Origin of the sequence: Deminuibacter soli (genome assembly GCF_003412455.1) — a bacterium.
In the GTDB taxonomy this organism is placed as follows: Bacteria; Bacteroidota; Bacteroidia; order Chitinophagales; family Chitinophagaceae; genus Deminuibacter; species Deminuibacter soli.
This window is the reverse complement of record NZ_QTJU01000001.1, coordinates 1,342,158-1,363,178: the sequence shown is the minus strand read 5'-3', so window position 1 is coordinate 1,363,178 and position 21,021 is coordinate 1,342,158. Positions and strand designations below refer to the sequence as shown.

Genomic DNA, 21,021 nt, shown 5'->3' with positions numbered 1-21,021 from the left:
ATTGGTGAATAAAAAATTTATTTAATCCGTGTGCCCCTGAACCTGAGCATCACTCCACATGTCTTCAAGCCTGTAAAATTTCCTTGTATCAGGCTGCATTACATGAATTACGATGTTCACATAATCTATCAACACCCATTGTAATGCCTGAAAACCCTCGTGTTTATAAGGGGTTTCGCCCAGTTCATCTTTTACCAGCACCTCAATATAGTCACTAATCGCCTTTACCTGCGTTGTACTTGTTGCCTCACAGATAATAAAAAAATCTGCAACAGCTTCCGGGATGTTTTTTAAATCGAGTGAAATAATGTTTTCACCCTTTTTATCCTGGATGGCCTTGATGATTGTCTTAAAAAGTTTGGAATTCCGGGTAAGCGAAGTAGTGCTGCTTTTGGTACGTGTAGATAAGACGGATAAAGGTGCCAATAATCAAACAAATTTAAAATGAATAATGATTGTTGTTTCTGACAAGCCCTTGCAGGATTGTCGCTAATACTGCAAACTAATTGGCGGGATGTTTCGAACATATCCTTTCATCCTGTAGTTTCGCTTCGTCAAAAATAAGCATTCTTTTGCCTACTCCCCAACATAAACCGATAATTGGATATCCTTTCACACAATTAATCCGCGTGGATAGCACCAACAACTATGCCATGGCCCTGGCACAAAACGGCATGGCTATGCATGGTGCTGCCTGGTTTGCACTGGAACAAACCGCCGGTAAAGGCCAACGCGGCAAGACCTGGAAAACAGAACCCGGTCAAAACATCATTTTATCTGTACTGCTGGATACCAGCCGTTTAGCAGTTTCCGCGCAATTCAGGCTCAGCATGGCTGTAGCCCTTGCCGTACATGATTTTTACAGCAAATATGCCCTTGACGATACACGTATTAAATGGCCCAATGATATTTACTGGCGTGACAGAAAGGCAGGGGGCATCCTCATCGAGAATGTGCTGAAAGGTAATATTTGGCAGTGGGCGGTAGCCGGCATGGGCATAAATATTAACCAGGTTGTATTTGATGCTGCCATTAAAAACCCTGTTTCACTAAAACAAATTACCGGTAAAAATTTTGATACTCCGGCACTTGCGCAGGAACTGTGTTCGTTTCTGGAACAACGCTTTCAGCAACTGCACGAAAATGATACTGATGCATTACTGCAGGCTTACAACGAACGCCTCTTTAAGCGCGGCGAAAAAGTAAAACTGCACAAAGACGCTATTGCTTTCGAATGCATCATTGACCATGTTGACGAAATGGGCCGCCTGTGGCTGCGCGACAGCATTTATCCTTACGTTGAGTTTGGCGAGGTGCGCTGGGACCTGGCCTCCTGATGCAGATGCCGGCCCGCTTACGCCTCATTCCATGCCCCGAGCACCTGGGCTGTATGATCCTGTGTGTCAACCTTAGTAATGATTTTACGGATCACACCTGCTTCATCTATTAAAAAAGTAGTGCGGCTGATGCCCATATAGGTTTTGCCCATAAACTTCTTTTCGCCCCACACGCCGTATTGCTCCACAATTTTCTTGTCCTCATCTGCCAGCAAGGGAAATGGCAGCTGAAACTTGTCTTCAAACTTCTTGTGGCTTTTAATGCTGTCTGCACTAACACCCACTACCTGGAAACCCTGCTCCAGCAACTCGGTGTAGTTATCACGCAGGTTGCAGGCCTGTGCGGTGCAGCCGGGTGTATTGTCTTTGGGATAGAAATACAATACCACTTTCTTCCCTTTAAAATCTGCCAGTGAAATTACATTGCCATCCTGGTCAACCCCTTTAAACACGGGTGCTTTACTTCCTTCGTTTACTGCTGCTTCCATTTGATTTCTTTTTACCTGAACTATGTTTTTTACTTCTTTTTACCGGCGCGGCGATATTCCTGTCTTCTTTGGTGAGCGTGTATTCTTTCACGGTAACATTGCCGGCCAGGTCGGTCACAGTAACCCGTACGGTGTGTTCGCCCAGCGGGAAATGATCATCCATGGCATATACATAATCGCCGTAGCTGTGCGTAAACAACAACCAGTTGCCATCAACGGTTACGGCTACTTTTTTCACATCAATATTATCGCCGCAACGCAGGTGCAGTGTGCTGTTTAAGCCCACATGCGTTCCGTTGGCAAAGTTAGTTGGTTGTGCGGAAGGCGGCTCATTATCTATCACCAATTGTACACTGCCCAGGCTTTTAAACGAGCCGGTAAACCAGTCGCCCTCGCGAATAGGTTTAATAGCAGCGCGTGCTACCGGGCTTTGCTGTACCATCACAATTTTATCGGCATACTGCGCCAGCTCTGGCCTGCTCAGCTTTAATGATACCGTGTAAGGCTCGTGCACCGGCACTTTGTAATTGTGCAGCTGCGCCTGTACCGAAGCATAAGGCCAGCCTTTGTTTGGTGTTTCGGCCAGTACAAAGTTTACCGCATCGTACAGGCAAAACTCACCAAAATGCACTTTTACGTTTTCGCTGGTGACATTGCCGGCGGTATTGGGCTGCAGGGGTATGCCGTTCATGGTAAAGAACAGGTTCTCCTGCAGGGCAGGATCGTACTGTACGGTAAAATGCACGCGTGAGGTATTGCCTGCTGCATCTTTTACTTCAATGTTTACCTGGTGCGGCAGGCTGTCTTTCAGCTGCAGCATACCGCCTTCTTCATTCGTGGTAAACACCGGCAGTTCATTGCCCGGCAGGCGCGACAAATGCTGAATGGGCGTGCCTTTGGTAACCCAGGTTGTATAATCCACGCAGGCATTTATATAGCGGGTATCGTTGTATGAGAAACCGTTCAATGCAAAACTGCTCTGCAGGCTGTCGTCCAGCAGTACAGAGGCTTGGTATATGCCGAACATAAACGAAGAAGAGGAAGTTTTATCTTCTGCCCGTATGCCCAGGCTAATGCGCTGCGAGCCAACTTTTACCACCTGTTGCGTGCTAACATAATCGCCGCCCTGGCGTTTCAGCAAAATGCGTTTGGGCTCGGTTTGGTAGGTGCTGTAATTCCGGTTGTACCAGTACAAACCATAAATAGCCGGTGGTGTTGCATCTTCCACACCGAGGGAAGGAAACAACAAGGGGTTTAGATTATTACCAGTTTTGTTGTCGCGGATCTCGAAATGCAGGTGTGGGCCCTGCGAAGCGCCGGTATTGCCGCTCCAGGCAATAAACTGGCCTTTGGCAACAGGGAATAAGCCGGCAGGTATATCGCAATCCTGTTCCCAGCTTTTATCTGTATACTGTTTGGCCTGCACATAGCGGTCGAGCGAATCGTAAAATTTATTGAGATGCACGTACACGGTGGTGTAACCTGCGGGGTGGGTAATGTAAATGGCTTTGCCGAAACCGCCTTTTTCTATGGAAATGCGGCTTATATAGCCAGCTGCTGCAGCATATACAGGCAGGTTTTCTTTTTGCTGGGTGCGAATGTCGAGCCCCATGTGGTAGTGCCCTTTGCGTATTTCGCCGAAATTGGCAGCAAGCGAAATGGGTATACCCAGCGGGTCGCGGAAATAACTATTGGCGATAGCAGGTGGCGGAACCTGGGCCTGGGCTGTAACAACTGTTAGTAAACCTAAAACACATCCTGAAAAAAACAAATACTGCTTCAGCAACTGCTTCATACTTAAGCTTTGAGCAAATAAACAACAATCAATTTAAAATTAGCAAGGCCATTTCGCCGATGAATCTTACTTTTGCGCAATTTATCCGGCCAAAACGGTCACCTGGTAACCAGTAAACGCCAACCGGGTAAAGGCATTTGTAAATATAACCGCATTTTTAGCAAGTACCATGCCCAGAGACACATCTATCAAAACTGTCCTTATTATCGGTTCTGGTCCTATTGTAATAGGCCAGGCATGTGAGTTTGATTATTCCGGATCGCAGAGCGCCCGCAGCTTGCGCGAAGAAGGAATTAAAGTTATTCTTATTAACAGCAACCCGGCTACCATTATGACCGACCCCATGATGGCCGACAGGGTGTACCTGTTACCGCTTACTGTAGACAGCATTGAACAGATTCTCCAGGAAAACGAAATTGACGCCGTACTGCCTACCATGGGCGGACAAACTGCGTTGAACCTGGCGAAAGAAGCTGAAGAGCTTGGGATCTGGGAAAAATACAATGTGCGTTTGATTGGTGTAGATATTAAAGCCATCGACAAAGCAGAAGACAGGGAGAAATTCCGCCAGTGGATGATTCAGCTCGGCGTTCCCGTTGCCCCTGCCAAAACAGCCAACAGCTTTTTGGAAGGCAAGGAGTTTGCACAGGAAATCGGCTTCCCGCTGGTTATCCGCCCATCCTTTACCCTTGGTGGTACAGGCGGTGGTTTTGTGCACACAAAAGCCGACCTTGACGAAGCGCTGAACCGCGGTTTGTCTGCTTCACCCATTCACGAAGTACTGGTAGAAAAAGCCGTGCTGGGCTGGAAAGAGTTTGAGCTGGAATTGCTGCGCGATTCTGCCGACAACGTAGTAATCATCTGTACCGTAGAAAACTTTGACCCCATGGGTATCCATACCGGCGATTCCATTACCGTGGCGCCGGCAATGACCCTCAGCGATACCGCATTTCAGCTGATGCGCAATACTGCCATCCAGATTATGCGCGACCTCGGCAATTTCGCCGGCGGCTGTAACGTGCAGTTCTCCCTGAATCCTGAAACAGAAGAACTGATTGCCATCGAAATTAACCCCCGCGTTAGCCGTTCTTCTGCGCTGGCATCTAAAGCAACCGGTTACCCCATTGCCAAAATTGCCGCCAAACTGGCCATTGGTTACAACCTGGATGAGCTGAAAAACCAGATCACGAAAACCACTTCGGCTTATTTTGAACCTGCACTGGACTACGTAATTGTAAAAGTGCCCCGCTGGAACTTCGACAAGTTTAAAGGCGCTAACGACACGCTGGGTTTGCAAATGAAAAGCGTGGGAGAAGTAATGGCCATCGGCCGCAGCTTTACCGAAGCTATCCAGAAAGCCTGCCAGAGCCTGGAAAACGAGGCAGTTGGCCTGGGTTACTATGGCAAAAGCATGATGAAAAGCGAAGACCTGGTAGAATACATCAAGGTACCGAAATGGGACCGCATTTTCCGTATCAAAGATGCGCTGATGCAGGGTGTGCGTGTTAAAACCATTGTGGAAGCAACAGGTATTGACCGCTGGTTTATTTACCAGATACAGGATATCTGCAATATAGAAAAGGAAATCGCGAAATATACCCTCGATTCCCTGCCTGTTGAACTGCTGAAAGATGCCAAGAAAAAAGGCTTCAGCGACGAGCAGATTGCCCGCATACTGCACAGCAATACCACCGACGAGGAAGTATACGAAAAACGCAAGGCCCTTGGCATTACGCGCGTGTTTAAAATGGTAGATACCTGCAGCGCAGAATTTGAAGCCAAAACACCGTACTTCTACAGCAGCTTTGAAGGATAATTAATCCGCCTCACTATAACAAAACGGTTTTCTGTTTACCCCGTGTAATGCAGAAAACCGTTTTTCATTTGCCAATTGTTAGTATTTGTGTAAAAAAATAATACCCGGCGGTTTTAATCGTTAAATTCAGTCTGCGTTGTTGAAATTCAGCGCGGTTTTTGCACCCATTCCAAACATCATATGTAGCTTGCGCAGCCATGAGCACAATTCAAACCCCTGCCAAACAAATATTTCAAACAGCCACACCTACCCGGTGGCAACGCTTTAAATGGGTAGGCCGCATATTGCTTTTCCTGCTGCTGCTCGCAGGAGTAGTGGTTTATTTCGCCATCCGCAACGTGTATACCCCCTCGCTACCCAAACTGGGTGCAGCCATGAAAAGCGCCCTGCAGGATGATAAACCCATTTTCGCCACAAGTCCGCTCAGCAAAAAATACAAGGGTTTCCGCAGCGCTATCAACGCCAAATGGGCTGCCGGTAAAGGGCAGGGCCAGAAAAACAAAACCCTTAACCTTTCCAACTCATCACTTTTCAGCGACAGCCTTGGCATTCGTGCCGCGTTTTATGTTGACTGGGACTTGCAATCACTCATCTCGCTGCGCAAAAACGTATCGAAGCTTAACCTGGTTATTCCCGAATGGCTGTTTATCGATCCCAAAGCAGATACTGTTTACACCAATATCGATACCCGTGCACTCGACGTAATTCAGAAAGCAGGCGTTAAAATAATGCCCATGCTTTCCAACTATGCCAAAGGCAAATGGCAGGGCGAAGCTGTTCACCGCATATTGCATGATCCCGCTAAAAAAGAAAGACTGATTCAATCGCTGCTGCACATTTTTAAACAGTACGATTTTGCAGGATTGAATGTGGACTTTGAAGATTTAAAGGAAGACCAGAACGAATACCTCACTACCTTTTTAAAAGAACTGTACGAACGCCTGCACAGCAATGGTTACCTGGTAACCCAAAACGTTGCGGCTTTTAATGAAGACTACGACTACGAAGCACTGAGCAACTACAATGATTACCTGTTTTTGATGGCATACGACGAACATTCGGATGATACCGGCCCCGGACCTATATCGAGCCAGAAATGGATTGAAGCGGCGGTAGACCAGGTTGCGAAGAAAGTACCGTCGAAAAAGATTGTACTTAACATTGCGGGTTACGGGTACGACTGGTCGAAGGATACCGTGCAAACCGTTTCTTTCCAGGAGGCACTTACACTGGCACGTGACAATGATGCCACGATTGACTTTGACAATAACACATACAACGCCAAGTTCAGCTATACCGACGACAACAATGTAGCGCACCAGGTACACTTTGCCGATGCTGCCACTAATTTCAATACTATCCGTTTTGCCACAGAATACGGACTGGCAGGCACAGCCATGTGGCGCCTGGGTAATGAAGACAGCCGCTTGTGGGACTTCTATGATTTGCCCATGACCAAGGCCGCTTTAACCTCGTTCAATTACGAAGATTTCAGCAGCATTCTCGGCACCAACGATGTGGATTATATTGGCGAAGGTGAGGTACTCGATGTGCAAAGCACGCCCGCCAACGGCCATATCAGCATACAACTCGACAGCACAGAATACCTGATTGCCGAGGAACATTATGATTCACTGCCATCCAACTACGTGGTAAAAAAATGGGGCGCACCGAAAGACAAAAAAATGGTACTCACCTTTGATGATGGTCCAGACCCGGTGTACACCAAACAAATTCTCGATACCCTGGCCAAGTACAAAGTACCGGCAGCATTTTTTATAGTAGGCATACAGGCCGAAAACTACATACCGCTGGTAAAAAGAATTTACAACGAGGGCTATGAAATAGGCAACCACACCTTTACACATCCCAATATTGCCAACATCAGTAAAAAGCGTGCATTGCTTGAAATGGATGCCACCAGGCTGCTGATTGAATGTATTATCGGTCGCAGCACCATCCTGTTCCGTGCGCCGTTTAATGCGGATAGTGAGCCTGAAAAAGCAGAAGAGATTATACCGGTTGCCCTTAGCCGCTCGCGCAATTATTTAACCATTGGCGAGAGCATTGACCCGGAAGACTGGCAGGCATCTATTGACCCCACCTACAATGCCGACACTATTTTCAACCGCATAGTACGTGAGCAAAACCGCGGCAACATTATACTGCTGCACGATGCAGGCGGTCCGCGTGAAGCCACGATTAAAGCCTTGCCCCGCATTATCAAATACTTTCAAAGCCAGGGCTACCGCTTTACCACCATTGCCGATTTGCTGGGCAAATCAAAAGAAGAACTGATGCCGCCCATACCCAAAGACAGTGGTTATGGTTTTATTCAAATGAACATGATACTCGCCCAGGGTGGATATTATCTCGGGCATATTCTTGAAATATTGTTCCTGTCTTTCTTAACCATCAGCATGATACGCCTGGCCATTATCGGCGTGCTGGCTGTATTGCAGAAAAGAAAAGAAAAAAAACTGGCGCACCTGAGCGGCTTGCCCGGCAACCCGCTGGTAAGCATTATTGTGCCTGCCTTTAACGAAGAAGTGAATGCCGTAAGCTCCATGCAAAACCTGCTGGCCTGCGACTATCCCAACTTCGAAATCATCTTCGTAAACGATGGCAGCAGCGATCGCACATACGAGGTAGTGTACGAAGCATTTAAAGATCACCCGCTGGTGCGTGTATTTACCAAACCCAATGGAGGCAAGGCTTCTGCACTCAACTACGGCATTGCGCAATCCAGTGCAGACTACGTGGTTTGTATAGATGCAGACACCAAACTGCGCCCGGATGCAGTGCGTATGCTGGTGCGTTCGTTTGTAAATGAAAAAATAGGTGCAGTGGCAGGCACTGTAAAAGTAGGCAACGAAAGAAACCTGCTTACCCGCTGGCAAAGTATTGAGTACATTACCAGCCAGAACTTCGACCGCAAAGCCTTTGCCTATGTAAATGCCATCACGGTTGTACCCGGTGCCATCGGGGCCTTCCGCAAAGAAGCCATTGAAGCGGCAGGCGGCTTTACCACCGATACCCTTGCAGAAGATTGTGACATCACCATCCGTATTCTGCGCTGCGGTTACATAGTAGCCAACGAATCAAAAGCACTGGCCTTTACTGAAGCGCCCGAAACGCTGAAACAGTTTTTCAAACAGCGTTTCCGCTGGAGCTTTGGTGTAATGCAAACCTTCTGGAAAAACAACGATGCTGTTTTCAACCACAAGTATACATCACTTGGCTGGCTCGCATTGCCCGATATACTGTTGTTCAAATACATTATACCGCTGTTTACACCACTGGCAGATATTATTATGATACTCGGTTTAATGACCGATAACCGCGGTAAAATATTTACCTATTACCTCGTATTCATGATTGTAGACGCAGCCATTGCGCTACTGGCCTTTGGACTGGAAAAAGAGAAACCAGCCAAGCTGGTATGGATGATTCCGCAGCGACTTGTGTACCGTTGGCTGATGATTGTGGTATTGTTCCGTTCGTTTAAGCGCGCCATTAAAGGTGAGCTGCAGCATTGGGGTGTATTAAAACGTACGGGTAATGTAAAAGAAATTCCCGCGCACGTTTCATGACGCATAAAACCAAAGGCATTGTATTGCGCACCATCAGGTACGGTGAAACCAGTGTAATCAGCACCATTTACACCGAGCTGTTCGGCGTGCAGAACTACATGGTAAAAGGCGTGCGGCAAACCACCAAACGCTCTGCAGGCAAGGCAGCTTACTTTCAGCCAGGCGCGGTACTGGAAATGGAAGTGTACCATAACGATCTCAAGAACCTGCAGTTTATTAAAGACTACCAGTGGGGCTATATTTACCAGCAGGTGTTTTTTAACGTAATACGCAATGCTGTTGCCATGTACGTGGTAGAGCTGGTGCAACACAGCTTAAAACAACCCGAAGCTAACCCTGAATTATTTTACCTGATAGAAGATACCCTGAAACAGCTCGACCGCGGCAACGACACACTGGTTGCCAACCTGCCATTATACTTCACCCTGCACCTGGGTACCGAACTGGGTTTTCAGCTGCAGGGTGAATTCAGCAAACAAACACCTGTATTGGATTTGCAGGAAGGACAGTTTATTGCAGAATCTCCTTTGCATCCGCACTATATCAGCGGCGAACCTGCCAGCCTAACCTCACGCATTCACAATATCCAGTTTTACAACGATCTCGAAAACATTCCCATGAACCGCCTTATGCGCCGCGAACTTATTGAGGCGCTGCAGCAATATGTAGCCCTGCACATTGCAGACTTCGGGCAAATGCGTACCCTGCAGGTATTGCAGGAGGTACTGGGTTAAACGCTAAAGTGTATGGCGCACAACCAATGCTGCTTAAACAATGCGCTGTACCGCAGCATTGGCTTGCAGTACATTGTTTTCAACGCCGGTAATGTTTACAACACCGGGTTGTTTGCCGGGGTCAAAACTGCCGAGCAGGGCATCTAACCCCAATGCCTGCGCACCATTCAGTGTAGCCCATTGCAGCATGGTATGCAACGGCACTTCAGGATAATGGCGGCTGATGGTTTGTATTTCGCTCAATATACTCAGTTGGTGATTACTGGCCAGGCTATCTGTTCCCAGTACAATGTTCACTTCGTTTTTCAGCAGCATAGGCACAGGCGGCATGCGGTTTTCAATGTACCGGTTGGCATTGGGGCATAAGGCCCAATACACCGGCTCGCCTGTTTGCAAGGCAAAAGCAATATCAGCCTCGGAGGTAAAGGTATTGTGCACCAGCACAATGCCGCCCGTCTGGTTCAATAACGGCAAACACGCCTGCAGGCTGCTTTTGCCGGGTGCCTGGTAAAAGGAAATATCAATACCAAAGCCGGTATATAATCTCCTGAAATCGCTTTGCCCGTCTACAAAAAAACGTTCCTCTGCCAGTGTTTCCTGGTTGTGCATGGTAATACGTTTGCCTGCACTATGCGCATTGATTAAACCAAACAATGCTCCAGAAACAGAATAGGGTGCGTGCGGCACAATAGCTGTTTGCTGTTCCATACCTGCCTGTGCAAACTGGTTGTATACTGCTTCGGCCTGCTGAAAACGCATGGCAGCCGTTTGCGGAACAAAACCACTTACTTCCACAAAGTTGCGGTACTGCATGCGGCCTGCCTGTTTAACGGGCAAGGTATGCGCCGTATTGCAGATATCACCCACTGCCACTATGCCTTGCCGCAGCATTTGCTGCTCTGCTGCTTCGCTGGCCTGCTGTATTTCAGCTTCGGGAAAATGCCGCTGTTTCATTACGGTCATTACAAAATCAACCAACCCTGTTTGTTCCGGAACCAGTTTGTGCAAATGGCTCAATTCCAGGTGGCAATGGCAATTAATCAATCCGGGCAGCAGCCAGCCCGGGTGGTACTGCACATCATCGCCGGCGTCGGCAAGTGCAATAATATCCACCACTTTTTTGTCATCATCCAGCACCAGAACCGACTGATCATCGCGTAATTCCCGGCCTGTAAACAAAACATCTGCCCTGAATTTCAAATTTGCCATGCGGTAAAGGTAAGTGTGATAAGCGGATGCCGCCGAAAACCTGTAATTTTGCCGCCACTTTATTACCCAACCACTGGTTGACTGTAATAAATGCTGCAGCCGGGTAAACACCCGGAGTAAAAAAGAGAAATTATGTTAGATCAACTGGAAGCCATAAAAGCCCGTTTTGAGCAGATAGGCGTGGCGCTGACGAATCCTGAAATTATCAATAACCAGAAGGAGTTTGGCAGGCTTAGCAAAGAATATCGCTCACTCGAAAAAATTGTACAGCCATTTGAATTGTACAAAAGGGTAATGGCCGATTATGATTTCAGCAAAGAAGCACTGAACGGCTCTGATGAAGACATGCGCGAGCTTGCCAAAATGGAGCTGCCCGAACTGGAAGAAAAGAAAACACAGCTTGAAAAAGACCTCACCAAACTGCTGATTCCCAAAGATCCGCAGGATGATAAAAATGCAGTACTTGAAATACGCGCCGGTACCGGTGGTGATGAAGCCTCGCTTTTTGCCGGCGACCTGCTTAATATGTACCTGCGCTACTGTGCTAAAAAAGGCTGGAAAACCGCCATTGTAAGCGAAAGCGAAGGTACTGCCGGTGGCTACAAAGAGGTGATGGTAGAAGTAACCGGTGAAGATGTATACGGTACCCTGAAATTTGAAAGTGGTGTGCACCGCGTACAGCGCGTACCGGCCACTGAAACACAGGGCCGCGTACATACATCGGCCGCCACTGTTGCAGTAATGCCCGAAGCCGAAGAAGTAGACTTTGAACTGAAAGACAGTGATGTGAAAATGGAAACCGCACGAAGCGGTGGTGCGGGCGGACAAAACGTGAACAAGGTAGAAACCAAGGTAATGTTAACACACATACCTACAGGCACCGTTGTTATTTGCCAAACAGAACGTACCCAGCTGGGCAACCGTGAAAAAGCCATGACCATGCTGCGTACCCGCCTGTACGAAGAACAGGTGCGCAAGCAGGAAGAAGAAATTGCCCGCCAACGTAAAACCCTGGTCAGCACCGGTGACCGCAGCGCCAAAATACGCACTTATAACTGGCCACAGGGCCGTGTTACCGATCACCGTGTAGGTGTTACTTCTTACAATCTTGATGCGGTTATCAATGGTGATATTGATGAATTTATCGAGGCATTGCAGGTAGCAGAGAACGCCGAGAAAATGGTAAAACAACAATAAGTTTATTACATAGTTGTATAAAAAGACAAGGTGATACAGTCCGTATCACCTTTGTCATTTTTACATGCATATTCCCTGGAATGAACACCCATTGTTAGTACACCAGCGCCTCATCGCTGCAGCTGATGTGTTCGGCCGGGTCGTACAGCATGGCAGTACACAAACAGTTCTGCCTGCATTTACCCTCCAGAATAGAATAGTTTACGCACGAGCGGCAACCATCCCAGAAGGCATCATCCTGTGTTACGGCTGAGAAAGTAACCGGTTTAAAACCCAGGTCGTGGTTAATTTTCATAATCGCCATACCGGTTGTGATGCTGAATATTTTGGCCAGCGGGTATTTCATACGCGACAGCTCGAATATTCTTTTTTTAATACCTGTGGCTACACCCAAATGCCTGAACGCAGGTGATACAATTAAACCACAGTTAGAAACGAATGTGCCATTGCTCCAGGGCTCAATGTAAGAGAACCCAACCCATTCGCCGGTGCGGGTTACGGCAATAACCGCGTTGCCGTTTTTTATTTTTTCACCAATCATTTCCGGGGTTCTGCGGGCAATACCCGTACCCCTTGCTTTGGCAGAAGATTCCATTTCTGTAACGATAGCCAAGGCATATTTTACATCGCCGTCCTTTGCTATCCTGATAATGACCTCGGGATCCATGTTCTTTGTGTTTACTAAGTACGTTATATGCCAAAACACATTCCATTTTCATGACATGTATCGCCTAGTCGTCGCAAACACAGCAGCCGCGCGCAGTGTAGCCGTTTCCTGTTCCTGAATGGCATAGTCTGTTACCCAGTTTTCCCTTCCGATTTGAAAAAAGCCTGTCATTTTGAAAGGCATTGCACAAAAAAAAGCCCCGCGAAGTATTATCGCGGGGCTTTCTCTTATCGTTGAATGATGTAAAAACACTTTTGAAACCGTTATACAGAACTCGTAAATTGCTGTAAAAACCGCACATCATTCTGTGAGTACAGGCGCAGGTCGTTTACCACGTATTTCAGCTGGCAAATACGCTCCATACCCATACCAAAGGCAAAGCCGGTGTATTTGTTGGAATCGATGCCAAAGTTGTCGAGCATTTTAGGATGCACCATACCGCAACCCAGTATTTCTACCCAGCCGGTATGTTTGCACAATGAACAACCGGCGCCACCGCAAACGGTACAGCTGATGTCCATTTCAGCACTTGGCTCGGTAAAGGGGAAATAAGAAGGGCGGAAACGTACTTTCACCTCCTTGCCAAACATTTCCTGCACAAAGAAATACAGGGTTTGCTTAAGGTCAGCGAAACTTACATTTTCATCTACATACAAACCTTCTACCTGGTGAAAAAAGCAGTGTGCACGTGCGCTGATGGTTTCATTGCGGTACACGCGGCCCGGGCATATAATGCGGATGGGGGGCTTCTGCGTTTCCATGGTACGTGCCTGAACACTGCTGGTGTGCGTGCGCAGCAGCCAGTCGGGGTTCTGGTTTATGTAAAACGTATCCTGCATGTCGCGCGCCGGGTGATTCTCGGGCAGGTTTAATGCGGTAAAGTTGTGCCAGTCATCTTCCACCTCGGGACCTTCTGCAATAGCAAAGCCGAGGCGGTGGTATATTGAAATAATTTCGTTACGCACAATGCTGATAGGGTGGCGGCTGCCTACCTGCTGCTGGGTGCCGGGCAGGCTCCAGTCAATGGTTGATCCACCGGCTGCAGCACCATCGCCGCCTGCCAGTTTCAATGCTTCCCATTTTTCTTCAGCCAGTTGCTTCAGTGCATTCATTACCTGGCCAAATTCCCTTTTCTGGTCATTGGGTACATCTTTCATACCGCCCATCAGGCCTTTTATAATACCCTTGGTGCCCAGGTATTTGATACGGAATGTTTCAGCGGCCTCGCCGTTATAGCCTTCAAACGTATTGATTTCCTGCTTTACCTGTTCTATCTGTTGCAACAGTTGTTCCATGCGGCGAAGATACGAATATCGAACAAGGAACAAGGAATGATGAATACCGAATTCAAAACCGGGTAAAAACACGAACGTTAAACGTTAAACTTCCAACTTTAAACAACTACAGGTCTCCCAGCTGCGGCCGCAGAATGATATCTTCCACGCAGGCCCTGGGCGACAGGTGTGCCGTGGCATACACCATTTCTGCAATATCGCCGGCGTCCATCAAACGCTGCGGGTCAACGCCCGATCCGCTCCACGAATCAGTATAGGCTGCACCGGGATACACTGCTGTTACTTTTACCTGGTGTGGTTTCAATTCTTCCCGCAGGTTGCGCGAAAAACCTGCCAGCGCATACTTGCTAATGCTGTAAGCCCCGCCATTATCATATGCTTTCAGCGATGCAATGGAACACATATTAAAAATATGCCCCTGCCGCGCCTGTATCATATGCGGCAGCAGCACACGGGTTAAGTAGTAAGCGCTGTACAGGTTTACCTGTATCATTTGCTCCAGCACGCCTTCCGGCTCATTCGAAATACTGCCGGGTACAAACTGGCCGGCATTATTCACCAGTATATCTACCGGTTTGTTAAAACCCAACACCCAGTTGGCAAATGCTTCGGCTTCAGCTTTCACGCCCATATCACAGGCATAAAAATTTACCGTCGTTCGCGGAAAACGGGCCTGCAATTCCGTGGCAAAAGCCTTTAAAGTTTCAGCATTGCGGGCACACAGGAAAAAACTGTGACCCTGTTTGTCTGCGGCAAATTTTTCGGAAATGGCCTTGCCCAATCCTTTGGAAGCACCGGTGATAACAATATTCATACAACGAAAATATTTCATTTCGACAATTGTTGTTGCCGGGATAGACTAGCTTTGTTATGTACAGTGCCGAAAGACTTTATCTGAATGAAATACAAACATTTATTTTTCGATCTCGATCATACGTTGTGGGATTTTGAAACCAATGCACGCGAAACACTTTCAACGCTGTACCAGCAGCATGCGCTGGCGGAAAGAGGCGTTCATGATTTTGAGCTGTTTTTTGAGCGGTATAATTTTCACAACAACCGCCTGTGGGATCGTTATACCAAGGGTTACATTAAGCAGGATGAGCTGCGATGGAAAAGACAATGGCTTACGCTGCTCGATTTTAAAATAGCAGATGAGCCGCTGGCCCGGGAACTGTCTGCCAGGTTTCTCGACCACCTGCCTTACCGCAAAAACCTGTTTCCCTACACCATGGAAATACTGCAGTACCTGCAGCAAAAAGGCTATGCCCTGCACCTGGTAACCAATGGGTTTGATAGCGTGCAGCACTGCAAGCTCGAGCACAGCGGTATCAAAAGTTTCTTCGGGGAAGTGGTTACTTCAGAAAAATCGAACAGCCTGAAACCCAACAAGGAAATTTTTGATTATGCCATGGCGCTTACCGGTGCCACTGCCGCAACCAGTATAATGATTGGTGATAACCTGGATGCCGACATACAGGGAGGTATCAATGCAGGCATGGACACCATATTTGTGAACCACCTGGGTATTGATCCGCATGTGCAGGCAACCTATGTGGTGCACGATTTAAAGGCGCTGGAAAATATTTTATAAAAAGGTGATTTGGCATATTCAACCAACTGATAATACTTTTGTTACTCTATACCTGAATCAGATTTGATCATTAAATTAAATTGATAGTTATGGCATTTACGTTACCTGCCCTTCCATATGCACACGATGCGCTGGAACCGCATATCGACACTACTACCATGCAGATACATCATGGTAAACACCACCAGGCTTATGTAGACAACCTGAATAAAGCCATTGCAGGCACTGAAAACGAAAACAAGAGCCTCGAAGAGCTGGTACAGGCAGCAGGCAGCATTTCACCTGCTGTACGTAACAACGGTGGCGGTCACTGGAACCACAGCTTCTTCTGGGAAAGCCTGGCGCCAAACCCCGAAACCACTGCACCTGCAGGTGCGCTGGCCGATGCCATCAACAGCACTTTCGGTTCATTCGATGCTTTCAAGGAAAAATTCAATGCAGCAGCAACTACCCGTTTCGGTAGCGGCTGGGCCTGGTTGATTATTAAAGACGGCAAGCTCGAAATCACTTCTACCCCTAACCAGGACAATCCCCTGATGGACGTTGCCGAAGTAAAAGGCACACCATTATTGGGTGTCGACGTTTGGGAACACGCTTACTACCTCAAGTACCAGAACCGCCGCCCCGAATACCTGGGTGCTTTCTGGAACGTGGTAAACTGGGAAAAAGTGGGTGAACGTTTCAATAAAAAATAAAAATTGGCTCCCACACCAAATAGGTTTACTTTGGAAGTCCGGCAATATTGCCGGACTTTTTTATTCTCTAACCATTATTAACAACCATGAAAAAATTTTTACTGGCTTTTGCGGCTGCAGCAACATTTGCCGCATGCTCCAGCGGTCCCGGAAAAAAAGTTCTTGTTATGGCCAAAGGCAGTGTAACTGCGGAAGGCAACAACATTACTGTTAAAGAAGGCACTGGTTATGCCGAAAAAGAACTGGAATTATCAGGCAGTGAAAAAACCACCCTTACAGTAAAAAACGGCAGCAATACTACTACCGTTGATGTACCTGCAGCAGGTGCATATATCCTTAACCTGCGTGTTGATTCAGTGGTAGGCAGCAAGCTGGAACTGGGTAAAGACCTCAGCAGCAACAAAATGATTTCCCAGCAGGAACTGAAGGTAAAAATCGACAGCCTCAAACAATTGTCGCATGGCCTTAATGTATCAGCCGCGAACCAAAACTACCTGGCCGCACCCGGCGCCCTGGTTAAAATAAGCGAAAACCCCAAAGCAAGATTGTACGGCCCCTACCATAAAATACCCGCTGCGCTTGAACCCGGTGAAGATGGAAAGGCCCCTGAAATTTATAAATTCTATTCCGGTGCCGAATTCACAGACCTGATTAACAACCTGGAAAAAATGACGCACTAAATGCAAAAAGGCTTCCGAAAACGGGAGCCTTTTTATTATCATGAACCGTTGATCTTACGCCCTCTCGCGACATGCTTCGCGAAGCTTCTGTTCAAAGGATTGCTTCAGAACAAAATAAGCTCCACCGGGGGGAAGCTCTTCATTAACATCACTGTGTTTCATTCCATACCCGCCCCCAAATTCACAATTGACTATTCAGTATTCACCCGATCCCGGCCCTCCGGCGAAGCCGGTAGCCGTTCCTTCATTCAATATTTCCTGTTCCTTGTCCGTTATTCTCACGGCACCGGGTCGTAGCCGCTTCCGCCGCCGGGGTGGCAGCGCGCAATACGTTTCAGCGCGAGTGCCAGCCCTTTGAAAGGGCCGTATTTTTTCAATGCTTCCACGGCATACTGCGAGCAGGTGGGGGTAAACCTGCACTTGGGCCCCATGGCAGGCGATATTACGTACTGGTAAATACGTATCACCGCAATCAGGGGAAAGCTAAGTATGCGGAGTAATGTTTTCATTCAGTTCTTTTACCAGTTTGTTTATAAGCACCGGCATTTTTTGCTGCAGCAGGTCGCCATTGGGCGGCAGCACCTTATCGATGTACAGCAAAAATACGGCAACCTGTTTTTGTTGCGAGGTCACCAGCTGGTGCAGCGGCGCCTTGTTCAAACGGTAGGCCTCGCGCATCAGGCGTTTTACACGGTTGCGGTGAACGGCTTTTTTAAAATGCCTGCCACTGGCACCCACCGCTACTTTCACCGGGAAATCCATTGGCTCGACAGGCTGCAGGTAAATAACCTTCACCGGGAAAACCAGGAACGATTTGCCTTCACGAAACAACTGTTCAAGCAGCTTGCGGCTTTTCAGTTTTTCTATTTTACCATATGAAAATGATGCTGCGATAATCTGGAATTTAAAAAAGAAAAAGCCCCACCGGTTAGGATGAGGCTGAATATAGTCGCTATTCCCGGCCCGTGCCGGTCAACACTATTTTAATTTTCTTTCGTCAGAAACTGTGAGTTTCTTACGGCCTTTCGCACGGCGGCTGGCCAACACTTTACGGCCATTGGCAGTTTGCATGCGTTTGCGGAAACCGTGAACGGTTTTACGACGACGCGTGTGTGGTTGAAATGTACGTTTCATTGCAAATATTTTTTACTAACCCAAATAATTAATTTCAACGAACAGGTAACAGTCACCATACTGCCACCCTGTGAAAGGACGGCAAAGGTAAGAAAAGAATTTTAATTTTTAGCTCAAAAATCTTCCCTGAACCGCTAAATTATTCGTAGCGCTGTTTAACACCCCACAGATCCCTGAAAATCACGGAGAAACCAACGGTAGTATAGGTTTCTTTGATGCCGCCGTTGTTGGTGCTGCCCCTGTTTCCGAGGCCCAGGTTCAGCTGGTAGCTCATTAAACCGGCACCGGGAACACGCGAGGTGGTGTTTAAGCCAACACCCAGTGTTAAACCGTAATCTTTCTGCGGGTTGCCGTTCACATTCAGGTAAGTATGGCCATAATAGCCACCTGCCTGCAGGTAATATTTCTCGTACAGGTTGTTTACCAGGCCGGCATATTCAAAGCCCACAGATAAACGGTCGGCATTTACCAGTGAATAACCCAGGCCTTTCTGTTTCAGATCGGCCCAGTTCTGAAACTGGTAATTGGCTGCCAGGGTGTACTTGCCATTATAGGTAAGGTGTCCGCCGAATGCATACATCACCGGCAGGGTAAATATGCCATAGTTATAAGATGAATCGGTAACAATCGGCTGACCTGCATCGGTTACCGTAATGGTATTATCTGTATTGAGCTTGGTTTTGTTAGATGCAGTTGCGCCCAAACCAATGGCCCATTTCTTCGCGATTTTACCATTATATAAAGCACCGAATTTGAAAGCCACCTTGCTCAGGTAATTGTTTTGCACCGCATCGAGCGTACCACCGGCAACACTGCTGGTGCTCATCACCTGCTCCTGCTGCAGGTTACCCCACAGGTATTGCGTTTCAACACCGAGCGTAAGGTTTTTGATGGGCATGAATGAGTTGGCGAGATAGGCTTTGTGCAAACCGCCTGTACCGGTATAGGTGGTATTTACATACTGGCCTGTACCGATAATATTTTTAGGAGCAGTGAACGAATAGTTGCTGCTGCTGAAAGGCAACAGGCCAAAGCCAATACCCCACCAATGCTTAATTTTTATAGCAAGGGCCAGGCGTTCAATCTGGAAATCGTTGGAGTGTGCTGTACCCTGAATGTTAGCGCCGGTGTATCCTACATTTTTAAACTTGCCTGATAATTCAACAGAGAAAAAATGGTCGTCCATACGCGCATAAGAGGCAGGGTTGGCATTGTATTGAAATTTGCCGGCAATCAGCGAAATGCTCGCATCAGCCATGCCCGAGCCGCGGTCGAAATAACTGGATTCAATATCACCAATACCTATAATAGAATACGGCGACGCATTTGTTTGGGCAGATGCCGTTTCTCCAAGAACCAATAAGAGGATGATCGTATAAAAATATTTCATTGCAGTAGATAGTAAGTTTAGTAAATAGACAAATAATACACGATCAATTGCATCCTGCTATCCGCGCCCAGCTTGCTGTCGGCAGCAACAATCCTGTTGAAGGTTGTTGTGCGCGCCGGTGTTGGCGGTACCAGTAATAAACCCAGATTATTGTCATAAGCCGTTCCCAGCTGTCCTTGTAAGTAAGTAGTTAAATCGTATGAATAATTGGTATTGCTGTTCTGGAAATCATACACCAGGTTGCCGTACTGTGTTGCAGCAGACGAGCCTGCAGAGATGGTAAGCGGTACACCAATGGTATTGGTTACATCGGTTGCGGCAAGTGTAACCTGTGCAGGCAGGCTGTCGTTGGCAAAACTGCCTTTAATGGGCCGCACCACCAGTTGTGCATTGAGTATTTTTACAAAACCCGGTATCACGGCAATCTGCCTGATAGACGGGAAGCGTATTTTAATCATGCTGCCGGTAAGGTACTGCGTAAACGCCATGTTGCCGGTTGTGTAAGAACTGGCATCCCTGTTGGTAAAACCGAAATGCACATCACCCAGTTTGGTGCCGCTGCGGTCAACATCAATATGGTTAAACTGGTGGCTGTTGTTGTTAAGCGTAAAGCTCAGCTGCCGTTCATTGGTAAAGTCAGATGTTGGCTCGCGGTAACAGAGACGCATGGTAATGCTGTCTTTAATACCAAACACCGATGACGTATTGCCTGTGGCCGAAATAACCAGTCCTTTAAAATAGTTGATAAAGTTTTCGCTGTTCTGCACTTCTGTCGTTTTATCGCGCAGCATTGCAAACAGGGTGGCGCCCAGGTTGTCGTTCAGCCTGATGCTCACGGTATCGGTAAAACGCGGGCGCAGGGTGAAATTCGCCTGGCCAATTACCGCCCCTTTCTGGAACGAAGTAGTGTTGTAAAAGGTAGTAGCCGTATTTTTCAGGCCGATAATCTCATTCAGCTGTGTTACGTTGAGCTGAATATTCTGCGTAGTATCGCCGTAGTACGATCTGTTGGGTTTAATGACCAGTATCAGTGAATCATAGGAAGCCTTCAGTGTAGGCGCAGTGCCTGATGGGGTGGTTAATTCAAAATACGATTCAGCAGCAACTTTGCCCAGGTAACTGTCGGTGTATTTACCAATTAGTGCGGTACCTGTTGCGGCAGTGGCGAATGAATCTACAAAAACAGTGGAAACAACCGGAGCAAAAGTATCGATACGCACCACATTGGTTTTGCTATCGACGTATTGAGAACCATAATTGATGTCAGCTTTTTTACAAGACGCTATAAGTAACAAAGCAGTGCCCGTTGAGAACAAAAGGGAATTAATAACGCGTTTCGATATCATAATTGTTTGCGCCTGGTTAAAAGGAGAGCAATAATAGACGGCTATGGTGTT

General features: G+C 47.4%; 20 protein-coding genes. 8 read left to right on the top strand and 12 right to left on the bottom strand.

Annotation, left to right across the window (positions count from 1 at the left end; all coding sequences use genetic code 11):
- Positions 1-21: 21 nt before the first annotated feature.
- Positions 22-426 carry a ribosome silencing factor gene (rsfS, locus tag DXN05_RS06005; RefSeq protein WP_116846264.1) on the bottom strand — a complete coding sequence of 135 codons (405 nt, stop codon included), beginning with the start codon at positions 424-426 and terminating at the stop codon, positions 22-24.
- Positions 427-629: 203 nt separating this feature from the next.
- Between rsfS and DXN05_RS06000 the strand changes: the two genes are divergently transcribed.
- Entirely contained in the window at positions 630-1,337 is a 708-nt protein-coding gene (locus tag DXN05_RS06000; RefSeq protein ID WP_245975134.1) for a biotin--[acetyl-CoA-carboxylase] ligase, read from the top strand.
- Between the two features lie 17 nt (positions 1,338-1,354).
- On the opposite strand, the gene bcp is transcribed toward DXN05_RS06000, so the two are convergent.
- On the bottom strand, positions 1,355-1,825 hold the full coding sequence (bcp, locus tag DXN05_RS05995; protein WP_116846262.1) for a thioredoxin-dependent thiol peroxidase: 471 nt from the start codon (positions 1,823-1,825) through the stop codon (positions 1,355-1,357).
- On the bottom strand, positions 1,797-3,620 hold the full coding sequence (locus DXN05_RS05990; protein ID WP_116846261.1) for a peptidoglycan DD-metalloendopeptidase family protein: 1,824 nt from the start codon (positions 3,618-3,620) through the stop codon (positions 1,797-1,799). Before DXN05_RS05990 ends, bcp begins: the two co-directional genes overlap by 29 nt.
- A 169-nt stretch (positions 3,621-3,789) precedes the next feature.
- Between DXN05_RS05990 and carB the strand changes: the two genes are divergently transcribed.
- From carB to recO, 3 genes are all read left to right on the top strand, one after another.
- On the top strand, positions 3,790-5,436 hold the full coding sequence (gene carB, locus DXN05_RS05985; protein WP_116846260.1) for a carbamoyl-phosphate synthase large subunit: 1,647 nt from the start codon (positions 3,790-3,792) through the stop codon (positions 5,434-5,436).
- 197 nt (positions 5,437-5,633) lie between these two features.
- On the top strand, positions 5,634-9,029 hold the full coding sequence (locus DXN05_RS05980) for a glycosyltransferase (RefSeq protein ID WP_116846259.1): 3,396 nt from the start codon (positions 5,634-5,636) through the stop codon (positions 9,027-9,029).
- Complete coding sequence (gene recO / locus DXN05_RS05975; RefSeq protein WP_116846258.1) at positions 9,026-9,763, top strand: DNA repair protein RecO; 738 nt, start codon at positions 9,026-9,028, stop codon at positions 9,761-9,763. The genes DXN05_RS05980 and recO overlap by 4 nt, the downstream gene beginning before the upstream one ends.
- Before the next feature lie 33 nt (positions 9,764-9,796).
- Here recO and DXN05_RS05970 read toward each other — a convergent pair whose 3' ends face one another.
- Complete coding sequence (locus tag DXN05_RS05970) at positions 9,797-10,972, bottom strand: amidohydrolase family protein (protein WP_116846257.1); 1,176 nt, start codon at positions 10,970-10,972, stop codon at positions 9,797-9,799.
- A gap of 132 nt (positions 10,973-11,104) precedes the next feature.
- On the opposite strand from DXN05_RS05970, the gene prfA reads away from it, so the two are divergent.
- Positions 11,105-12,169 (top strand): peptide chain release factor 1, encoded by a 1,065-nt coding sequence (prfA, locus tag DXN05_RS05965; RefSeq protein WP_116846256.1) that lies wholly within the window; start codon positions 11,105-11,107, stop codon positions 12,167-12,169.
- A gap of 94 nt (positions 12,170-12,263) precedes the next feature.
- Here the strand turns inward: prfA and DXN05_RS05960 are convergent, their stop codons facing one another.
- The 3 genes from DXN05_RS05960 to DXN05_RS05950 all read right to left on the bottom strand — a co-directional run bounded on the left by DXN05_RS05960 (position 12,264) and on the right by DXN05_RS05950 (position 14,945).
- The gene (locus tag DXN05_RS05960; protein WP_116846255.1) at positions 12,264-12,836 is read right to left on the bottom strand and encodes a GNAT family N-acetyltransferase; all 573 of its coding nucleotides are present in this window, start codon (positions 12,834-12,836) and stop codon (positions 12,264-12,266) included.
- A 263-nt stretch (positions 12,837-13,099) separates the two neighbouring features.
- On the bottom strand, positions 13,100-14,131 hold the full coding sequence (pheS, locus tag DXN05_RS05955; protein ID WP_116846254.1) for a phenylalanine--tRNA ligase subunit alpha: 1,032 nt from the start codon (positions 14,129-14,131) through the stop codon (positions 13,100-13,102).
- A 106-nt stretch (positions 14,132-14,237) separates the two neighbouring features.
- Positions 14,238-14,945, bottom strand: coding sequence for an SDR family oxidoreductase (locus tag DXN05_RS05950; RefSeq protein WP_116846253.1), 708 nt, complete (start codon positions 14,943-14,945; stop codon positions 14,238-14,240).
- Between the two features lie 84 nt (positions 14,946-15,029).
- Between DXN05_RS05950 and DXN05_RS05945 the strand changes: the two genes are divergently transcribed.
- The 3 genes from DXN05_RS05945 to DXN05_RS05935 all read left to right on the top strand — a co-directional run bounded on the left by DXN05_RS05945 (position 15,030) and on the right by DXN05_RS05935 (position 17,100).
- Positions 15,030-15,725 carry a YjjG family noncanonical pyrimidine nucleotidase gene (locus DXN05_RS05945; protein ID WP_116846252.1) on the top strand — a complete coding sequence of 232 codons (696 nt, stop codon included), beginning with the start codon at positions 15,030-15,032 and terminating at the stop codon, positions 15,723-15,725.
- An 89-nt stretch (positions 15,726-15,814) separates the two neighbouring features.
- Positions 15,815-16,420, top strand: a complete 606-nt coding sequence (locus DXN05_RS05940) for a superoxide dismutase (protein ID WP_116846251.1) — start codon at positions 15,815-15,817, stop codon at positions 16,418-16,420.
- An 86-nt stretch (positions 16,421-16,506) separates the two neighbouring features.
- The gene (locus tag DXN05_RS05935; protein ID WP_116846250.1) at positions 16,507-17,100 is read left to right on the top strand and encodes a hypothetical protein; all 594 of its coding nucleotides are present in this window, start codon (positions 16,507-16,509) and stop codon (positions 17,098-17,100) included.
- Positions 17,101-17,378: 278 nt separating this feature from the next.
- Here the strand turns inward: DXN05_RS05935 and yidD are convergent, their stop codons facing one another.
- The 5 genes from yidD to DXN05_RS05910 form a co-directional block, all read right to left on the bottom strand.
- Positions 17,379-17,609, bottom strand: a complete 231-nt coding sequence (gene yidD, locus DXN05_RS05930; RefSeq protein WP_116846249.1) for a membrane protein insertion efficiency factor YidD — start codon at positions 17,607-17,609, stop codon at positions 17,379-17,381.
- Positions 17,584-17,958, bottom strand: a complete 375-nt coding sequence (locus DXN05_RS05925) for a ribonuclease P protein component (RefSeq protein WP_262511494.1) — start codon at positions 17,956-17,958, stop codon at positions 17,584-17,586. The genes yidD and DXN05_RS05925 overlap by 26 nt, the downstream gene beginning before the upstream one ends.
- A 120-nt stretch (positions 17,959-18,078) precedes the next feature.
- Entirely contained in the window at positions 18,079-18,234 is a 156-nt protein-coding gene (gene rpmH, locus DXN05_RS05920) for a 50S ribosomal protein L34 (protein WP_116846247.1), read from the bottom strand.
- Positions 18,235-18,373: 139 nt separating this feature from the next.
- Positions 18,374-19,624: a hypothetical protein gene (locus tag DXN05_RS05915; protein ID WP_116846246.1), complete on the bottom strand. Its 1,251-nt coding sequence runs from the start codon at positions 19,622-19,624 to the stop codon at positions 18,374-18,376.
- Positions 19,625-19,641: 17 nt separating this feature from the next.
- Positions 19,642-20,970 carry a DUF4270 family protein gene (locus tag DXN05_RS05910; protein ID WP_116846245.1) on the bottom strand — a complete coding sequence of 443 codons (1,329 nt, stop codon included), beginning with the start codon at positions 20,968-20,970 and terminating at the stop codon, positions 19,642-19,644.
- Positions 20,971-21,021 lie beyond the last annotated feature (51 nt).